At 43.6% G+C, this 18,319-nt stretch carries 17 protein-coding genes; 10 read left to right on the top strand and 7 right to left on the bottom strand.

Annotation, left to right across the window (positions count from 1 at the left end; all coding sequences use genetic code 11):
- Positions 1 to 213: 213 nt before the first annotated feature.
- Positions 214 to 1,269: an NAD(P)-dependent alcohol dehydrogenase gene (locus tag V7L01_RS25515; protein ID WP_335039701.1), complete on the bottom strand. Its 1,056-nt coding sequence runs from the start codon at positions 1,267 to 1,269 to the stop codon at positions 214 to 216.
- Between the two features lie 552 nt (positions 1,270 to 1,821).
- Here V7L01_RS25515 and tatA point away from each other — a divergent pair.
- A complete protein-coding gene (gene tatA / locus V7L01_RS25510; RefSeq protein WP_335040825.1) occupies positions 1,822 to 1,995 on the top strand; it encodes a twin-arginine translocase TatA/TatE family subunit in 174 nt (57 codons plus the stop codon).
- A 69-nt stretch (positions 1,996 to 2,064) separates the two neighbouring features.
- On the opposite strand, the gene cphA is transcribed toward tatA, so the two are convergent.
- Complete coding sequence (gene cphA / locus V7L01_RS25505) at positions 2,065 to 4,770, bottom strand: cyanophycin synthetase (protein WP_335040823.1); 2,706 nt, start codon at positions 4,768 to 4,770, stop codon at positions 2,065 to 2,067.
- A 405-nt stretch (positions 4,771 to 5,175) separates the two neighbouring features.
- Complete coding sequence (locus tag V7L01_RS25500; protein ID WP_335039699.1) at positions 5,176 to 6,039, bottom strand: cyanophycinase; 864 nt, start codon at positions 6,037 to 6,039, stop codon at positions 5,176 to 5,178.
- A gap of 537 nt (positions 6,040 to 6,576) precedes the next feature.
- Between V7L01_RS25500 and trmD the strand changes: the two genes are divergently transcribed.
- The 6 genes from trmD to argH all read left to right on the top strand — a co-directional run bounded on the left by trmD (position 6,577) and on the right by argH (position 12,293).
- Positions 6,577 to 7,305 (top strand): tRNA (guanosine(37)-N1)-methyltransferase TrmD, encoded by a 729-nt coding sequence (gene trmD, locus V7L01_RS25495; protein WP_335039698.1) that lies wholly within the window; start codon positions 6,577 to 6,579, stop codon positions 7,303 to 7,305.
- Between the two features lie 38 nt (positions 7,306 to 7,343).
- Positions 7,344 to 7,829: a 2-C-methyl-D-erythritol 2,4-cyclodiphosphate synthase gene (ispF, locus tag V7L01_RS25490; RefSeq protein WP_335039696.1), complete on the top strand. Its 486-nt coding sequence runs from the start codon at positions 7,344 to 7,346 to the stop codon at positions 7,827 to 7,829.
- Between the two features lie 63 nt (positions 7,830 to 7,892).
- Positions 7,893 to 9,674: an ABC transporter substrate-binding protein gene (locus V7L01_RS25485; RefSeq protein WP_335039694.1), complete on the top strand. Its 1,782-nt coding sequence runs from the start codon at positions 7,893 to 7,895 to the stop codon at positions 9,672 to 9,674.
- 51 nt (positions 9,675 to 9,725) lie between these two features.
- Positions 9,726 to 10,514 carry a nickel pincer cofactor biosynthesis protein LarB gene (gene larB, locus V7L01_RS25480; RefSeq protein ID WP_335039692.1) on the top strand — a complete coding sequence of 263 codons (789 nt, stop codon included), beginning with the start codon at positions 9,726 to 9,728 and terminating at the stop codon, positions 10,512 to 10,514.
- Between the two features lie 106 nt (positions 10,515 to 10,620).
- Positions 10,621 to 10,827, top strand: coding sequence for a hypothetical protein (locus V7L01_RS25475; protein WP_335039690.1), 207 nt, complete (start codon positions 10,621 to 10,623; stop codon positions 10,825 to 10,827).
- Between the two features lie 77 nt (positions 10,828 to 10,904).
- Positions 10,905 to 12,293 (top strand): argininosuccinate lyase, encoded by a 1,389-nt coding sequence (gene argH / locus V7L01_RS25470; protein ID WP_335039688.1) that lies wholly within the window; start codon positions 10,905 to 10,907, stop codon positions 12,291 to 12,293.
- Positions 12,294 to 12,363: 70 nt separating this feature from the next.
- Here argH and V7L01_RS25465 read toward each other — a convergent pair whose 3' ends face one another.
- The gene (locus V7L01_RS25465; protein WP_012412073.1) at positions 12,364 to 12,531 is read right to left on the bottom strand and encodes a hypothetical protein; all 168 of its coding nucleotides are present in this window, start codon (positions 12,529 to 12,531) and stop codon (positions 12,364 to 12,366) included.
- Between the two features lie 639 nt (positions 12,532 to 13,170).
- Between V7L01_RS25465 and V7L01_RS25460 the strand changes: the two genes are divergently transcribed.
- Both V7L01_RS25460 and V7L01_RS25455 read left to right on the top strand, forming a co-directional pair.
- The gene (locus V7L01_RS25460; RefSeq protein WP_335039686.1) at positions 13,171 to 13,665 is read left to right on the top strand and encodes an NUDIX hydrolase; all 495 of its coding nucleotides are present in this window, start codon (positions 13,171 to 13,173) and stop codon (positions 13,663 to 13,665) included.
- Between the two features lie 98 nt (positions 13,666 to 13,763).
- Positions 13,764 to 14,606 (top strand): alpha/beta fold hydrolase, encoded by an 843-nt coding sequence (locus tag V7L01_RS25455; RefSeq protein ID WP_335039684.1) that lies wholly within the window; start codon positions 13,764 to 13,766, stop codon positions 14,604 to 14,606.
- On the opposite strand, the gene V7L01_RS25450 is transcribed toward V7L01_RS25455, so the two are convergent.
- The 3 genes from V7L01_RS25450 to V7L01_RS25440 are packed head-to-tail and all read right to left on the bottom strand — an operon-like array spanning position 14,598 to position 16,393.
- Entirely contained in the window at positions 14,598 to 15,062 is a 465-nt protein-coding gene (locus V7L01_RS25450) for a type II toxin-antitoxin system VapC family toxin (protein ID WP_335039682.1), read from the bottom strand. The genes V7L01_RS25455 and V7L01_RS25450 overlap by 9 nt on opposite strands.
- Before the next feature lie 8 nt (positions 15,063 to 15,070).
- Complete coding sequence (locus V7L01_RS25445; protein WP_335039680.1) at positions 15,071 to 15,529, bottom strand: hypothetical protein; 459 nt, start codon at positions 15,527 to 15,529, stop codon at positions 15,071 to 15,073.
- A 27-nt stretch (positions 15,530 to 15,556) separates the two neighbouring features.
- Complete coding sequence (locus V7L01_RS25440; protein WP_335039678.1) at positions 15,557 to 16,393, bottom strand: pantothenate kinase; 837 nt, start codon at positions 16,391 to 16,393, stop codon at positions 15,557 to 15,559.
- Positions 16,394 to 16,503: 110 nt separating this feature from the next.
- Between V7L01_RS25440 and V7L01_RS25435 the strand changes: the two genes are divergently transcribed.
- The gene (locus V7L01_RS25435; RefSeq protein ID WP_335039676.1) at positions 16,504 to 18,228 is read left to right on the top strand and encodes a diflavin flavoprotein; all 1,725 of its coding nucleotides are present in this window, start codon (positions 16,504 to 16,506) and stop codon (positions 18,226 to 18,228) included.
- The last annotated feature ends 91 nt before the right edge of the window (positions 18,229 to 18,319 follow it).

The raw sequence follows: 18,319 nt of genomic DNA, 5'->3' as shown, positions 1-18,319 counted from the left end.
TTTATTCGTTTTTCTTACACCTTAAACAAAGGCAAAGGATTCAGGACTTTTCATCAAAAGTGACAATGACATTTTTTTACTATCAGGGAATTCCAAAAAATAAATTATCCAATTTTTGGAATCAAAACGATTTTTCCTCCCCCTGCTCCCTGCTCCCTGCTCCCTGCTCCCCTGCCCTAAAAGCGATAGGACATTTTTTTATTTGGAAGTCTCTCATTCTTCCTTCAACGATGCCATGTCAATCACAAAGCGGTACTTTACATCGCTTTTTAGCATCCGCTCGTATGCTTGATTGATCTTCTGAATCGGGATCAGTTCGATGTCACTGACGATATTGTGTTCAGCGCAGAAATCGAGCATTTCTTGTGTCTCCTGAATCCCGCCGATCATCGAACCGCCAATTACTCGGCGCTTAAAAATCAAGTTACTGATGTTGGGTGATGGGTGCGGATTTTCCGGTACACCAAGCAAGCACAGCGTACCACCACGCTTAAGCAACTGCGTGTACGCGTCCAGATTGTGCGATACCGAAACCGTGTTGAGAATGAAGTCGAAGCTGTTGATATGCTTGTCCATCTCATCGCTGTTTTTTGAAATGACAACCTCATCGGCTCCGAGGCGCTTGGCATCTTCGGTTTTTCCTGACGATGTTGTGAACAACACAGTGTAAGCACCAAAAGCGTGAGCTAATTTTAGCCCCATGTGTCCCAACCCACCAAGCCCGACGATACCCACCTTATCGCCTTTGCCAACTTTCCAGTACCGCAAAGGCGAGTAAGTCGTGATCCCCGCGCACAATAGGGGTGCGACACCAGCGAGATCCAGCTTTTCCGAAACGCGTAGCACGTAATTTTCATCTACGACTATCTGGTTTGAATAACCCCCATAAGTCGTTTTCCCTGTCTGCTTCTCTGGGCTGTTGTAGGTGAAGATAATTTCGTTATCACAGTACTGCTCAAAACTCTCACGGCAGTTTGGACAGGTGCGACAAGAATCGACCATACAACCAACGCCCGCAGCCTCGCCTACCTTGAACTTGGAAACCTGCTTACCAATCTTCACTACACGACCAACTATCTCATGTCCAGGTACAACAGGGTAAACCGTGCCTTTCCATTCATTAGCGACTGTATGCAGATCCGAGTGACACACGCCACAGTAAAGGATCTCGATCTGTACGTCGTGCGGGCCTAACTCTCGCCGCTCGAAAGTGAACAAGCTCAGTGGTGTAGTTGCACTTTGAGCTGCGTATCCAAGACTCTTAATCACAGACGATCTCCTTTTTACTAAGTTCTTTCATAGGTTTTATGAACTTTATTCAAAGTTTTCTGACTCAGTTCCTCGAAACTGCTCATATACTTCGCAATTAACAGACCAAGGTTGTTCCTACTTAGCATTAAATGCTAAGAAAGGGGAGCGACCCTCCTCTGCCCAGATTCGTCTCAATATTTCCCGAACAATGTCCCCGATGATTCCGCCTTTGATAGCTGCATGAAAATGAGTATAGATATGTCAGGCTGCTCTGAGTCAACCATCATAAGTATGAGGGATGAGGGGGAGCAGGGGAAGCAGGGGAAAAAATATCTATTAGTCCTCCTGGATAGAGGAATTGAGTAATTTAATTTTTGGAGTTCCCTAAACCGCTTATGTTATGTTGCTTTGCAAAAACTTTTTCAAGATAAATAGCCTACTTATCCTACTTGTATTGATTTTATTTATACTCTGTTTTTGCAATAGCATAGAGCGCTTATCAATGGCGAACTCATCGGATTTGAGCCATCAATGTTTATATTTAATTACAGAGCCTTAGAGGAAATTTATATGTTTGGACTGGGATGGCCAGAAATAGCTGTAATTACCATAGTCGCTGTTCTAATTTTTGGCCCAAAAAAAATTCCCGAACTGGGAACCGCACTGGGCAAAACCCTACGAGGGTTTAAGGAGGAGATGAAAACTCCCAGTGACGAAACCAATTCGGAACAAGAAAAAGAATAATTAAAGTAGTCAGAATACAAAAGACAGGAGGAGCCTGTGCGTTGGGGAGCCAGCACAGTTTTCTCCTGACTACAGCAAGGTATTTACAACAGAAGAAGGCGCGATCCCATTTTGGGAATCGATAACAGTTGTGCTGGGATTTTGTTGGTGTGTCTCTTCCTTGGCTAAACCACGCAGCTTAATTAACTTAATAGCTCGTGTAACGCTTTCTGGTAAGATTACCACCAGACTGTTATCAGGAGCCATGTCTAAGCCTTTATTTATCGCTTGGGTTTCATCCAGAATTGATTCATAGCGGCTATCAGGCTTAACTTCGGTGATGCCTTGAATAATCAACTGGGCGGCTGAACCCCGTAAGCGTCCCCTTGTATCATCGTCTTCTTTGACGATGATGTAATCAAAAATTTGTGCTGCTAATTTGCCCAAAGTAACAAAGTCTTCGTCGCGGCGATCGCCTGGCCCACCAATTACGCCAATCCGTTGTCCTGTAGTCCAGTTCCGAACAAAGGAACCTACAGCTTCGTAACTGGCTGGGTTGTGGGCATAGTCTACCAAAGCGTGGTAGTTTCCTAAATTAAATAGATTCATTCGTCCTGGCGTTTGACTAACTGAAGCCCGGAAGGTCTTCAAACCAGCACGAATCTGCTCAATTGTGACGTTTTGCACAAATGCTGCCAAACTAGCTGCTAAAGCGTTGGCAATCATAAACGGTGCACGTCCGCCCATTGTTAAAGGTATATTTTCTGCTCTTTCTATGCGGTGTGTCCAATCACCTTTAACAATTGACAAATAGCCATTTTCATATACTGCTGCTACTCCGCCCTTTTGGATATGCTTTCGCACCAATTCTGAGTCGGGAATCATTGTGAAGTAAGCAATATTAGCCTTAGTTTTTTCTGACATGGCGGCGACGCGGCGATCGTCGGCATTGAGTACCGCATAGCCATCTGGGAATACGGCTTCCGCTACTACACTTTTGAGGTTAGCTAACTGCTCAATGGTATCTATATCGCCAATTCCTAAGTGGTCGGAGGCTACATTCAAAACTACGCCTACATTTGCTGCTTCAAAGCCCAATCCAGAACGGAGAATACCACCGCGAGCCGTTTCCAGTACCGCTACTTCTACTGTGGGATCTTGGAGGATGACGTGGGCACTTTGGGGGCCTGTGTTATCGCCAGCTTCTACTAAATAATCACCGATATAGGTTCCATCAGTAGTAGTATATCCAACTACCTTGCCAGTCTGTTTATAAATATGTGCTAGTAGCCGGGTAGTAGTGGTTTTGCCATTAGTACCCGTGACGCTGAGGATTGGAATTTGGCTAGATTGCTCGTTGGGAAACAGCATATCCATGACTGCGCCAGCGACATTGCGGGGGATACCAACGCTTGGGGCAACGTGCATCCGAAAACCGGGAGCGGCGTTAACTTCGACAATCACGCCATCCACTTCCCGCAGAGGACGACTAATATCCGTGGTGACAATATCGAGTCCGGCGATATCTAAACCGATAATTTTGACTACCCGTTGTGCCAACCAAAGATTTTCTGGGTGAATTTCATCGGTACGGTCTACGGCACTACCACCTGTACTCAAGTTTGCCGTTGCTCTGAGATAACAAATAGTCCCCTTGGGTGGCACGCTATTTAGGGTGTAGCCTTGCCTTTCTAGCAACTGGTAGCTAGTGCGGTCTAGTTCAATCTTGGTTAGGACGTTATCATGTCCTTCACCGCGATTTGGGTCAAGGTTTGTTTCTTCAATCAGTTCGGAAATGGTGGATCTGCCGTTGCCAGTCACATGAGCCGGGACGCGCTCGGCAACTGCTACTACTTTGCCATTTACCACTAGTACCCTGTGGTCGCGCCCAACGTAATATCTTTCGACAATAATTGACCGGGAAACCTGTCTGGCAGCTTCGTATCCTGCTTCTGCTTCTTCCCAAGTTCTGATATCAATGGTGATCCCACGTCCATGATTGCCGTCTAGTGGCTTGATGACGATGGGATAGCCACCAACGTATTCAATGGCTTGTTCTAAATCGTCTAAGAAGTTGATCGTTGTACCTCTGGGTACTGGCGCACCAGCGGCAGCGAGGATGCGTTTAGTGGCTTCTTTATCGCAAGCTAGTTCTACGCCTAGAATGCTAGTGTTGTCGGTCATTGTGGCCTGCATCCGCTTCTGGTTCACGCCATAGCCCAGCTGAATCAAAAAGCGGGCTTCCAGAGACATCCAGGGAATACCTCTTTTTTCTGCTTCTTTGACGATCGCTTCAGTGGAAGGGCCTAAGGAAGCATCACGGGTAAACTCTTTCAGGTCTTGGATATCTTGCTCTAGTTCTGCCTTGGGATAACGGCCTCGATCGACGATACTCTGGCACAGCCTCACTGCGGCTCGTCCAGCGTAGCGTCCCGCTTCCTCATTCAGGTACTCAATCACTACTTGATAAATTCCGGGCGTGGCAGTTTCGCGGGTGCGACCAAAGCCGACATGCATACCAGCTAATTCCTGGAGTTCTAGGGCTACGTGTTCCACGATGTGGCCAATCATAGTGCCTTCTTTGACTCGCATCAGAAAACCACCGCGACAGCCAGGCGAACAATAGTGACCCTCCAGACTCGGCAGCGCCTCAACTAATCCTTCATAAAAGCCAGGGATTTCATTCGAGGGCGTCTCGGCAAGGGTTTCTAAATCGAGGCGCATGACGATCAGTTTGTGGCGTCGAATGCTCCAATAGTTTGGGCCGCGTAAGGTCTGGATCTTGAGGATTCTCATGGGAATAGGTAGATGGAGATTCGGAACCAAAATTCTAGTTTCTTACTGGAATTGACCGCTAAACTGTTCATTGCAAACAGTTTTTTCTTTTTACATGGTATTCTCATCATTTTTGTACAACAAGAAATAAATGTGCGGTCAACCGATTTTGGATTTTAGATTTATGATTTTGGATTGAAAGAGACGATTACGGTACTTAGCTCTCTTAATTTTAGATTTAGGATGGTGTAGCCTTAACGAGTCAGACACTCCTACATCGCTAATGCTGCGCTATCGAGGGGTTTTTTGATTTGTTTTGCCCACTTCCTGGCGGTATGTGCCGAAAACCTCTTTATAATCTCAAATCCAAAATCCAAAATCTCAAGTTTACGGTCAACTCAGTGTAACCTCAGATACTCTATCCCGTCAGCTGGAGATTCGGTGTACAGCAGGCAATACAGTTCGCTGGTACAAGTGGAAGCGATCGCCGTAGCTGAGGATATGGAGACGTAAGTTATGTATTGTTAATGGTTCATTAGCACCGACATGGGGTTCGTTGGTGTGGGTGGCTTCGGTGGGATCGACAATGGTGACACTGCCTTTACCCATAACTTGTAGCCAACCATCACGTTCAAACACTGCACAAGTATCTTCGTCAATGCCAATACCTAAGCGATCGGGGTGAGCTGCGATCGCACTAATCAGTCGCCCCATCCGATTACGGTTGTGAAAGTGTTGGTCAACGATTACTTCTGGAATAAATCCCAAGCCCGTTGCCATATCAACTAGGGAACGATTTGGCGTCTCTCCACTACCGCCGCCAGCAATCATATGATGCCCCATCACTGCCGCTCCTGCGCTGGTGCCTGCTAACGTAAGTTGCCCCGCCCTTACCCGCTGACGAATAATTTCCATTGCTGGCGTATCTGCCAACACACCACAAAGACGCAGCTGGTCTCCTCCTGTCAAAAATACCCCACTACAGGCTTCTAAGGATGCTTTGATCTGGGAGGCTTCACACTGTTCCCGTTCGCGGATGTCTAAAATCTCTACCTTCTGAGCACCCATTTCTTCAAAAATGCGAATATAGCGACCACCGATGATAGCGGGTTCGCGAGAGGCAGATGGAATAATTGTAATATAAGCCTTACTAGCACCAGCACGTCCAAAAAAAGTTCGTAGGATTTCGCGCCCATGAACTTTATCTTCTGCGCCTCCGATAACCAGAACGGCGGTTTTAGTTGCTTGGGGTGTCCTCATTTCTAGCGATTTAGCTTGTAATTGCGGCATTGTGTTTCTCCTGTCAACAACTTCAGGTGAATTTAACAAGGTTCAGAAGCCTGATGATTTTTGCGCTTTGCAACTTTTGAGAGGACACTTTTTTGAAGTTTGGAACTGGGCAGCCACTCTCCAAATTTTCGCTTAACGCTCACGTTGCCTCAGTCTAAACGTGTTTGTTTTCATTTCTCAAAGCCAGCGCCTTGTTTTTCACCTGTCCACTTGCAGCAGGGCAAAATAGTCTTTGGGGGGCTAAATTCCCAGTCTAGGGTTGGGGACGAGCAGTTAAGACTACGCTTTTTTCTGAGGCTGGCTCGATGCATCCTGGAAGTTGTTAACTTGATATGATTATTAATTTAAATGTACTTGTGACAACATTTAAACATAAATTAAGTAATTAGAAAAACTTTTGATCCCATCTAAAATCCAAGAGGTCTGGTAGTTTTAGATACTATTGATAAAGTTTAACTGGAGTTTGACTCGAGCTTTGCTTGCTGGTGTTTGCTAGACATCCAAATTTAAGATTAGTGTCCTCGAATACGAATAACTGTGCGCTTTGATATAGTTACACTTTTTCCTGACTGTTTTAACTCTGTTCTCAATTCGGGATTACTGGGTAAAGCCTTAGCCAAACAGATTGCCGAAGTGCATCTGGTGAACCCACGGGACTTTACCACTGACAAACACCGAAAGGTAGACGATGAACCCTACGGCGGCGGCGTTGGGATGCTAATGAAGCCAGAACCTATTTTTACCGCTGTGGAGTCGCTGCCGATTCTACCCCGAAGAGAAATAATTTTGATGAGTCCACAGGGTCAAACAATTAATCAACCTCTTTTGAAAGAATTGGCGACAAATTATGACCAGTTAGTAGTTATTTGCGGGCATTACGAAGGAGTGGATGAGAGGGTGCTACATTTGGTAACTCGTGAAGTATCTTTAGGCGATTTTATTCTGACCGGCGGGGAAATTCCAGCAATGGCCTTAATTAATGGCGTAGTGCGGCTAATACCAGGGACTGTGGCCAAAACGGAGTCCCTTACAGCAGAAAGTTTTGAGGAGGGGTTATTGGACTATCCCCAATATACTCGTCCTGCCAATTTTCGCGGCTTAAAAGTACCTGATGTTTTGCTCAGTGGAAATCACGCAGCGATCGCGCGGTGGCGTTACGAACAACAGATTCAAAAAACCCGCGATCGCCGTCCCGATCTTTTGGAGAAGTGGGAGCAGGGGGAGCAGGGGAGGCAGGGGAAGCAGGGGGAGAATAATAATTTCTAACTCATGACAAATTACAAATGACAAATAACTAATAACTAATGACAAAAATTCGTATTGGTAATGGCTACGATATTCATCGATTAGTGAGCGATCGCGCTTTGATTTTAGGTGGAATTCAAATTCCTCATGAACTGGGTTTGTTAGGCCACAGTGATGCTGATGTGTTAACACACGCAATTATGGATGCCATGCTTGGGGCATTATCCTTAGGCGATATTGGTCATTATTTTCCCCCTAGCGATCCCCAATGGGCAGGAGCAGATAGTTTAGTACTATTAAATCAAGTACATCAACTGATTCGGGATCGAGGCTGGCAGATCGGAAACATTGACTCGGTGATAGTAGCAGAACGTCCAAAATTAAAACCGCATATTCACAACATGCGCGACAAACTAGCGGCAGTTTTAGAATTACAACCAAATCAAATTGGCATTAAAGCTACCACCAATGAAAAATTAGGCCCCGTAGGACGTGAAGAAGGTATATGTGCTTATGCTGTTGTCTTGCTAGTTGCTTCAGAATAACTTTTCTTTTAGCTGTTGATAAAGATATTCAAAACTGATTAGGATGGAAAGAAATTTGAAATTATGAAATTTTTTAGAAAAATATTTCTGGTAATTAAAGATTTTTGGTTGCCAATAATTTTGACTTCAGCAACAGCGCTTACACTTACCGCCTGCAACCCAGCTAATTTCAAAAGCACAGATGCTCAAGTACCGCAATTGGTAAGTGCCATTCTCAGTGACCCCAAAACTTTTAATTATCCTCTCAGTCAGGAGTCTCCGAATGTTTTTCCTCTGATTTATGAAGGATTAACTACAGAAAACCCTATAAATGGCGAAATCGAGCCTTCTTTAGCAGAATCATGGGAAGTTTCTGATGACAAATTGCGGTTTGTTTTTACCCTACGCCAGGGATTGAAATGGTCTGATGGGCAGCCTTTAACAGCAGATGATGTAGTATTTACCTTCAACGAAATTTATCTTAACGAAGCGATTCCCGCAGATGCTAGAGATGTGCTACGGATTGGTGAAAGTCGGGCATTGCCAAAGGTACGAAAAATTGATACTCAACGAATTGAATTTACGACTCCAGAACCATTTGCACCGTTTTTAGGAACTTTAGGACTGCCAATTTTACCTGCTCATACCCTAGAACCATTTGTCAAGACAAAAGACCAAGAGGGTAAGCCAATATTCTTGTCAAAGTGGGGCGTTGATACGCCTCCAGATCAAATTATCGTCAACGGCCCTTACAAGCTAGAGCGCTACGATACCAGTCAGCGTGTAGTTTTCAGGCGCAACCCTTACTATTGGCGCAAAGGGCCGAAAGGAGAATCCCAACCTTATATTGAACGGGTTATCTGGGAAATTGTAGAATCAACAGATACCTCCTTGCTGCAATTTCGTTCTGGCGGGTTAGATACTGTGGGAGTCTCACCAGATTATTTTTCTTTGCTAAAGGTGCAAGAAGAACAGGGAAAATTCAAAATTTTCAATGGTGGGCCAGCAACTGGTACGACGTTTATTTTATTCAATTTGAATAAAGGTAAAAGGGATGGAAAACCCCTGGTCGATCCAGTAAAATCGCGTTGGTTCAATACTGTAGAATTTCGGCAGGCAGTAGCCTATGCGATTGACCGACAAACAATGATTAACAACACTTTTCGTGGTTTAGGTAAACCACAAAATTCCGCCATTTCCGTGCAAAGCCCTTATTATTTGTCGCCTGAACAAGGACTAAAAGTTTATAACTACAATATACAAAAGGCGAAGGAACTGCTACTAAAAGCAGGATTCAAATATAACAATAACCAACTAATTGATGCTCAAGGAAACCGCGTCCGCTTCTCATTGCTTACCAATGCTGGTAATAAAATCCGCGAAGCAATTGGATCGCAGATTAAACAAGACCTGAGTAAAATTGGTATTCAAGTTGATTTCACTCCTCTGGCATGGAATACTTACACAAATAAGCTATCAAATTCATTAGACTGGGAAGTTTCTATGCTGGGTCTGACTGGTGGTTTAGAACCAAATGATGGGGCTAATGTCTGGTCTCCCGAAGGTGGATTACACATGTTTAATCAGAAACCCCAAGCAGGACAAAAACCAATTCAAGGTTGGGAAGTGGCTCCTTGGGAAGCAGAAATTGCTAAGTTATACATTCAAGGGGCAAGGGAATTAGACCCAGCAAAGCGGAAAGAAATTTATGCCGAAACCCAAAAGATTACCCAAGAAAATTTACCGTTTATTTATCTAGTTAACCCCTTAGCAATGTCAGCAGTGCGTAATCGATTTGAAGGTATCCAATACTCTGCACTGGGTGGCGCATTCTGGAACATTCATGAAATCAAAATAACGGATTAATCATTAGTTATTAGTCAGTGGTTAGTGGCAAGAATAAAGGACAAAGGACTAATGACAGATGAAAAAACTTTGCGATCGCTACTCGTTGCGGTTGCCAATGGTAAAGTTACGCCAGATACGGCATTAGACTCACTCAAAGACTTAACTTATGAATCTGTAGGTGAGTTTGCCAAAATCGACCATCATCGCCAGCTAAGAACTGGTTTCCCAGAGGTGATTTGGGGCCCTGGTAAAACTCCCGATCAAATTGCTCAAATTATGGAGGTGATGCGCCTCCGCAACCCGGTGGTGATGGCAACCCGCATCGAACCAGCAGTTTATACCATACTGCAATCAAAAGTTAGCGATTTGCGATATTACCAATCGGCGCGAATTTGTGCGATCGCTCCTCCTACCATCGAACCACAATTTGCGGGAGAAATCGCTATTCTTTCCGCTGGTACTGCCGACTTACCCGTTGCTGAAGAAGCTGCTGTCACTGCTGAACTTTCTGGTTTCCGAGTCCAGCGCCTCTGGGATGTTGGCGTTGCTGGGATTCACCGCTTATTAAGTAACCGCCACCTGATTGAGTCAGCATCGGTGTTGATTGTCGTGGCAGGGATGGAAGGCGCTTTACCTAGTGTTGTTGCGGGTTTAGCCAGTTGTCCTGTGATTGCCGTACCCACTAGCATTGGTTATGGCGCTAGTTTTGGTGGTTTAGCACCTTTATTGACAATGCTTAACTCTTGTGCTGCGGGAGTAGGGGTAGTAAATATCGATAATGGTTTTGGCGCAGCAGTTTTGGCGGGACAGATTTTGCGGACTGCCGAGAAATTGCGGTTGGCATCAGCTGCATCTTGAGTTAAGACATTGAAGTTACATCCAATATTTCAGTAAATATCAGTAATTAATGTAAATAATAAACTGATGCTGAAATTTGCCTCCCCTAACTTCTTAATCACCAAAGATGAGCAATTACAGCGATTTGACATCTCAGTTTCTTTGGCATTTGCCTGTAAATTGGACAGCCCTAGCACAAACAATCACCGATCCAAACGTTATGGATCAGATGCAAAAAGCTTGGGGCCACTTTATACAAACAGGTCAAGTGTGGGCATTGTTGATTGGTTTAATCATTGGCTATATGATTCGGAATCTAACTAGCTACGGTTAAAGAAATTTTAGATTTTGGATTTTAGATTTTAGTTAATCCAAAATCTAAAATCCAATGCCCCTCCCCTGATAATATTTATGACCAAAGAAGAAACTTGGAGCCAGCGGTTTGAATCAGCGTTGCATCCGGCGATCGCTCGTTTTAATGCCAGTATAGGTTTTGATATTGAATTAATCGAATATGACCTCACTGGTTCTCAAGCCCATGTCAAAATGCTTGCTCACACGGGCATCATCTCCCCAGAAGAAGGAGAGAAACTGGTTGCAGGTTTAGAACAAATTCGCCAAGAGTACCGCGAGGATAAATTTAAGCCTGGTGTTGATGCTGAAGATGTACATTTTGCAGTTGAACGACGACTGACAGAAATTGTCGGCGATGTAGGCAAAAAGGTGCATACGGCGCGATCGCGTAACGATCAAGTTGGTACAGATACTAGACTCTACCTCCGCGACCAAATCCAACAAATTAAAAGGGAATTGCGAGAATTTCAAGGTGTTTTACTGGATATAGCTGAAAAAAACGTTGAAACCCTGATTCCTGGCTATACTCACCTACAACGCGCCCAACCCCTAAGTTTAGCTCATCACCTCTTGGCATACTTTCAAATGGCGCAACGCGACTGGGAACGTTTAGGAGACGTTTCTCGCCGCGTGAATATCTCACCTTTAGGGTGCGGTGCTTTAGCGGGAACAACTTTCCCCATTGACCGCCACTACACAGCTAAACTCTTGAATTTTGACGATATTTATGCTAATAGCCTCGATGGAGTGAGCGATCGCGATTTTGCGATCGAGTTCTTGTGTGCTGCTAGCTTGATTATGGTTCACCTCAGCCGCCTTGCAGAAGAAGTCATTCTTTGGTCATCTGAAGAATTTCGCTTTGTCACTCTCAAAGATAGCTGTGCCACAGGTTCCAGTATCATGCCCCAAAAGAAAAACCCCGATGTCCCAGAATTGGTGCGGGGGAAAACAGGGCGTGTATTTGGTCATCTTCAGGCGATGTTAGTGATTATGAAGGGGTTACCTCTGGCGTATAACAAAGACCTACAAGAAGATAAAGAAGGTCTATTTGATAGCGTCAACACAATAAAAGCCTCTCTAGAAGCAATGACGATTTTGCTCAGAGAAGGCTTGGAATTTCGTACCCAGCGGTTAGCATCAGCTGTGGCAGAAGATTTTTCTAATGCTACCGACGTAGCAGATTATCTGGCTGCACGGGGCGTCCCTTTCCGGGAAGCTTATAACCTGGTGGGTAAGGTGGTAAAAACTAGTATTGCCGCAGGTAAACTCCTGAAAGATTTGAAATTGTCAGAGTGGCAAGAACTACATCCAGCATTTGCAGCAGATATTTATGAGGCGATATCCCCCCGTCAAGTTGTGGCAGCCCGCAACAGTTACGGTGGTACTGGCTTTGTACAGGTAAGCAAAGCACTCATAGCCGCCCGCGCTCAAATTGCTGTTGAGTAATAAATAAGGGCGTACATTTGTACGCCCTAAAAAATAAATAATCTAAATAACAAGGATTTAAGCAGACAGCTTAGTCAGTGTCAGCTGCTGTTGCTGCGCCTTCTTCTTCTTCACTCTTTGGTGGTCTTTGTTGGAACCTTCTCTGCATTCTTCCTGTCGTAGTCCGTTTACGAAACTTTCTGGCATACGCCTGGTTACGTAGCGCCTTTTCTTTTTTTGGGTTACGGCGCTTGGCCATGTTCACCTCATTAATAAACAACAAAAAAGTAGCAACTAGGCATCACGTAGGCAATATCAGCTACCAATGTTATTGATATACTTGTAGCCTAGTGCAGCAATCAATACGCTTTAAACAGTGTACTAGTCTACCGCATTTTACCTTATTGTGTCAATAAAAATTTAGAATTATTGCCACCAGCTAGACGAAAAATATCCTTTGTTAGATTCAAGCCCGTCAAATAGATGTAAATTAGCGAACTAGTTGTTGTTGTTGGGACAAACCAGACAATTTTAACAAAAATTAGGTAACGGTCTCAAACCCTGCTTAGTTTTCTTTTCTGAATTATGCATTCTAACTTATTATTCAGATTAATTTTTTAAATGTGTGCTGAAAAACTATTAATCATAGCTGGTTTGGGTAAGGCTAATATTTGTTATAAACTGAGAATTTTTATGATTTAACAAATATTATGTATATATTAATACAGTGCTTCTCTTGAAACTTGATGTTAGAATTGACAATATTCTACGTAAATCGTGAGAATAAAATCTCAAACCACAAACATTTTTGTATAAAATAAAACTCAATAAAAATTTTATTAGTTGAGTTTACGTAAGTGGCAGAGAACTATAGAATACAATACATAAATTTTGAAGATTGAACGTTATCGCTTTTTTTCCGGCAGCTGTCCAGTCCACACGTAGTTTATGGCGTATCGGACAAACGGTATTGGGTATTATATTTCGTCATCCCATTACTGGCACTAGTATCATCCCAATTTTACCCGATGGTCGGATAGTACTGATCCGGCGACGTGATGATGGTCTTTGGGCATTGCCTGGAGGCATGGTAGATTGGGGAGAAGATATTCCCAACACAGTCCGCCGGGAATTGATGGAGGAAACCGGGCTAGAATTGGTAAAAATTAATCGTTTGGTAGGAGTTTACTCATCACCAGACCGCGATCCCAGAATCCATTCAATTTGTATTGTGGTTGAAGCCGAGGTACATGGGACAATGGAGATTAAGGACACTTTGGAAGTCATGGAAATCCAAGCTTTCTGTCCGAATTTCCTACCTTCAGGAAAGATGTCTCACGACCATACCCGGCAGTTGCAAGATTACTTAAATGGCTTGACAACATTGGCATAATAATATTTTGTTATTAGTAATTTGTTTTTTGTCAGATGCTAATGACTAATGACTAATGACTATTTATTATGATGCTAAAAGTTAACTACTAAATGAAAATGGATACACTATTCCGTAACTCCCGGAGAAAGCTCTCTCAAGGGCTGATATTCTGGCGTGAAGTCGGTGAAAAAACTCCTATAATTTTTTTGCATGGTGCTTGGAATGAGAGCAGTCAATGGTTAGCTGTGATGGATTCCCTTGCACAAGATTTCCATTGCTTTGCACCTGATTTGTTAGGCTTTGGTGAGTCAGAAAATCCGAATATCCACCATTCGATAGATTTACAAGTGGAGTGTTTATCTGAATTTTTGCAAGCTGTCAGGCTAGAAAAAGTATATTTAGTAGGGCATTCTCTTGGGGGTTGGATTGCTGCTAGCTATGCTTTAAAGTATCCAGAGAAAGTTGATGGTGTGGTACTGCTAGCACCAGAGGGTGTAGAGATAGAAGGACAAGAACAGCATTGTCGAAAGATGCGGCGATTATTGAATTATCCACCACTAATAGTTAAATTGTTGCGATCGCTAACTCCCTTCACTAAAATTCTGGGTTGGTCTGAAAAAATTGTACAGGATTTGCAATTACGTCAGGAATTGTTGCGTTACCCCATAGCTTGCCAGTTACTCTTCAAACGGCGACAAGCAGAAATTGAAGCGGAATTAGTGCAAAAGCAGCTTTATATGATAGATGCCCCGGTTTTTATTTTACAAGGTGGCCAAGATACACCAGATGCTTTGGCCAAAAGCCGAGTTTATACTCAACTGATACCGAAAGTCGAGTTGAAAATGATTGCCCATGCCGGAAATGACTTACCAGAATCTTGTGCTGGGATTGTGGCGATCGAGATTCGGGAGTTTATTCAAGGTATTTTAAAAAACCATAATTTCAACGAATTAAACTAGCTCATTCAGGGTTTGTTCCCAATCCACTACACATATTCCTTCGCTCTCAAACCGTGATATGTGTTTCAAGTTTGTTGTCACAACGATCACCCGATCAAAACTCTTCAATTGAAGAATTGCCTGAGCAGCAAGAATTACATCACCATCCAAACTTTCATTGCTTGCTGTAGGTTTCCCTTGATTTCTTACCCATGCCCATAATTCGGCTGCTTTTCGCATCGTTTCGGGAGTCAGTGGTATGAGACAAATTTGGCTAAGTTTGTTGAGGCGATCGATACTTTTTTGTTTTCCTTGTCTCAATAGTTCACGCCGAAGTTCATAATCGGCTATTTCTGGCACACGTATAACAGTTTCAGTTTTCTGTAAAGATTTCAACCACTGCTGAACTTTTGGGTTTACTTTTGGATGCGTTACTTGGCTCAAAGGATGAGTGTCTAGCAATATGGCTCTACTCATCTGTGTTTTTACACTGACATCCGATTCTGATTCAAGCCTGTCTCAATCTGTGGGTACGTTTGTTCATCATATCCCAATTCATCAGCCATCCATTCGTCAACCAGTTCTATTACCTTTTCTAAGGAGTCATCCCTTTTTGCTTCCGATTTAGAAAATTGGACAACTTGATATTCATCTAAATCTAAATTAATGTGTTCTAAGTTTCCTGAGATAATAGCCGATCTGATCTGACCTTTTATACTCGACCCCGGAATCATAGGGGGAAATACAGCAGCGATATCAATGTCTCTCGTTTCACTAGAAACAGATATTGCTCTTTGATAGCTTCCACCACTCACAATATTGGACAGTGGAGAAGATTTTTCCTCAATTAACGCATCGATTATTGCCCTAACTTTGAAAAGATCCACTAAAGAAAGGGCAGCGAGTTGTTGCATAATTACATAAAGCGATGATGCTTTGGGCATAACTTCACTATGGGTAAACTTATCTCTTCATTTTATTCCATCTGTGCTATCATCCATTACTATTTCACGCATTCCCCAAAATATTAAATTGGGTTCTACAATCAAACGTGCTGCAATGGTAGGATATAAGGCTTGTAGATAGTTTATAAATAAAGTGCGATCGCCCCCTTTCATCGCAATATTCCCATCAGGAAATAAGTGCCACCACGCTTCAATAAAATCTTTAATTCCAGCTAATATTGTATAAACTACCCCACTTTGAATAGCCTCTGTAGTATTGAGAGCAAAACGTGCTGGTAAAGATGGAAAATTTTGCATTTCTACTAACGGCAATTGTCCTGTTTGTTGACCGAGAGTTGCAAATTGCAAACCTAATCCCGGCAAAATTGCGCCTCCAACTAGACACTGATTAGCATCCGCAGCCGTAAAAGTTAGTGCTGTCCCAGCATCAATTACCAACATTGGAAAACCCCACGTTTTCCCCGCGCCCCATAAAGCTAAAGCGCGGTCAATTCCTAATGTGGGATAGATACCTGTTAGTGGTAATTGGTTTAAAGTAATAACGCGAGTATTTGAGTAAGTTTGCCAAATAGCAGTTTGACTGGGGACTACGGAGGCGACGAGGAGAGGGCAGAGGGGCAGAGTGTTTGTTAGAGATTCACCTTGTGGAAAAATTTTCTCTAGTAAATCATTCAGGGTTTGACATTCAGACAACTGATATATGACAGACTCAGATAGATGGTCAGTATCCCAAGCTGAGTAAAGCGTCTCGCCAATAAACAACGCCCAATGCAGGCGGGAATTCCCAATTTCCAAAGCTAGCCAAATATTATCTGTGTGTTCTGGGTGCTTATCCGGTTTCACACTTTTAACTTTTTTAAGTCATTCATAGATTTTTTAATAAAAATTAACATTCATCCCGTGTCACAATAAAACAAGAGGAACAAATACTCATTGTGTCAAGGAGGGGAGTTATGGTAGCACTCACCGAAAAAACTGAAAAACGGCTCACCATACAGACTGTGGAAATCGCTCAAGAGACGACGGCTATTCGCTCTCTGGATTGGGATCGCGATCGCTTCGATATTGAGTTTGGTCTGCAAAATGGTACCACTTATAACTCGTTTCTCATCCGTGGGGAGCAGACTGCCTTAGTTGATACCTCCCACGAAAAGTTTCGTCAACTATACTTCGATACGCTCACCGGACTAATCAAGCCAACAGAGATTGATTATTTGATTATCAGCCACACCGAGCCAGACCACAGCGGTTTAGTTAAAGATTTGCTGCAAATGGCTCCGGAAATTACTGTTGTCGGTTCTAAAGTGGCGATTCAGTTTCTGGAAGATTTGGTACATCAGCCATTCAAGCGGCGGATTGTGAAAAATGGCGATCGCTTAGATTTGGGCAATGGTCATGAATTTGAATTCGTGATTGCTCCAAATTTACACTGGCCGGATACCATTTTCAGCTTCGACCACAAAACCAAAACTCTCTATACCTGCGATGCCTTTGGGCTGCACTATTGCTCAGATAGCACCTTTGATGAAGACTTGGCAGCGATCGAAGAAGACTTTCATTACTACTACGATTGCTTGATGGGGCCGAATGCCCGCTCAGTTTTGTCTGCCCTGAAACGGATGGCGGAATTGAAAACCATCGACATGATTGCCACAGGACACGGCCCATTATTATCTCACAATGTTGAGGAACTAGTTGGACGTTACCGCACTTGGAGCCAAACCCAAGCCAAGCCAGAAACAGTGATTGGCATATTTTATGTTTCCGAATACGGATATAGCGATCGCCTCGCGCAAGCAATTGCCAACGGTATCGGTAAAACTGGTGTCGCCGTGGAAATTGTCGATTTGGGATCTGAAGTCGATTTACAAGAACTGCGGGAACTAGTTAGCCGCTGTGCTGGGCTAATCGTTGGTCTACCTCCGGCTTCTGGCGCTGCTAGCATTCAAGCTGCACTCAGCACAGTTTTAGGATCTGCCAAAGAAAAACAAGCTATTGGCGTATTTGAAGCCGGCGGTGGCGATGATGAACCGATAGATCCTTTGCTGAGTAAATTCCGCAATTTGGGTTTGACAACAGTTTTTCCAGCAATTCGGATTAAACAAACGCCTACAGAAAATACCTACAAGCTGTGTGAAGAAGCGGGTACGGACTTAGCTCAATGGGTAACACGCGATCGCAGTATCAAAGCCATGAAATCTCTGGGTGCTGACTTAGATAAAGCACTAGGCAGAATCAGCGGCGGACTATATATTATTACTGCCAAAAAAGGCGATGTTTCCAGTGCCATGCTAGCTTCTTGGGTTGCTCAAGCTAGCTTCAAACCCTTGGGATTTTCCATTGCAGTAGCCAAAGACCGAGCAATTGAATCACTCATGCAAGTAGGCGATCGCTTTGTTCTCAATGTCTTAGAAGAAGGCAATTTCCAACCACTCATGAAGCACTTTTTGAAACGGTTCGCCCCTGGTGCCGATCGCTTTCAAGGAGTGAGAACCCAGGCAGCCGAAAATGGTGCTCCCATCCTCAATGACGCTCTCGCCTACATGGAGTGCGAAGTCGTCAGTAGAATGGATTGTGGCGACCACTGGGCAGTATACAGCAACGTCTACGCTGGACGAGTTTCTAAACCAGATGCTTTGACTGCTGTGCATCACCGCAAAGTTGGTAATCACTATTAATTTTGGATTTTGGATTTTGGATTTTAGATTAATAATCCAAAATCCATAACCACTCAAAAAAGCATTAGTGTAGTATAGCCGTCCCTACTTA

It is taken from the genome of Nostoc sp. (assembly GCF_036917095.1).
GTDB lineage: Bacteria > Cyanobacteriota > Cyanobacteriia > Cyanobacteriales > Nostocaceae > Nostoc.
This window is presented reverse-complemented; position numbering and strand designations above follow the sequence as displayed.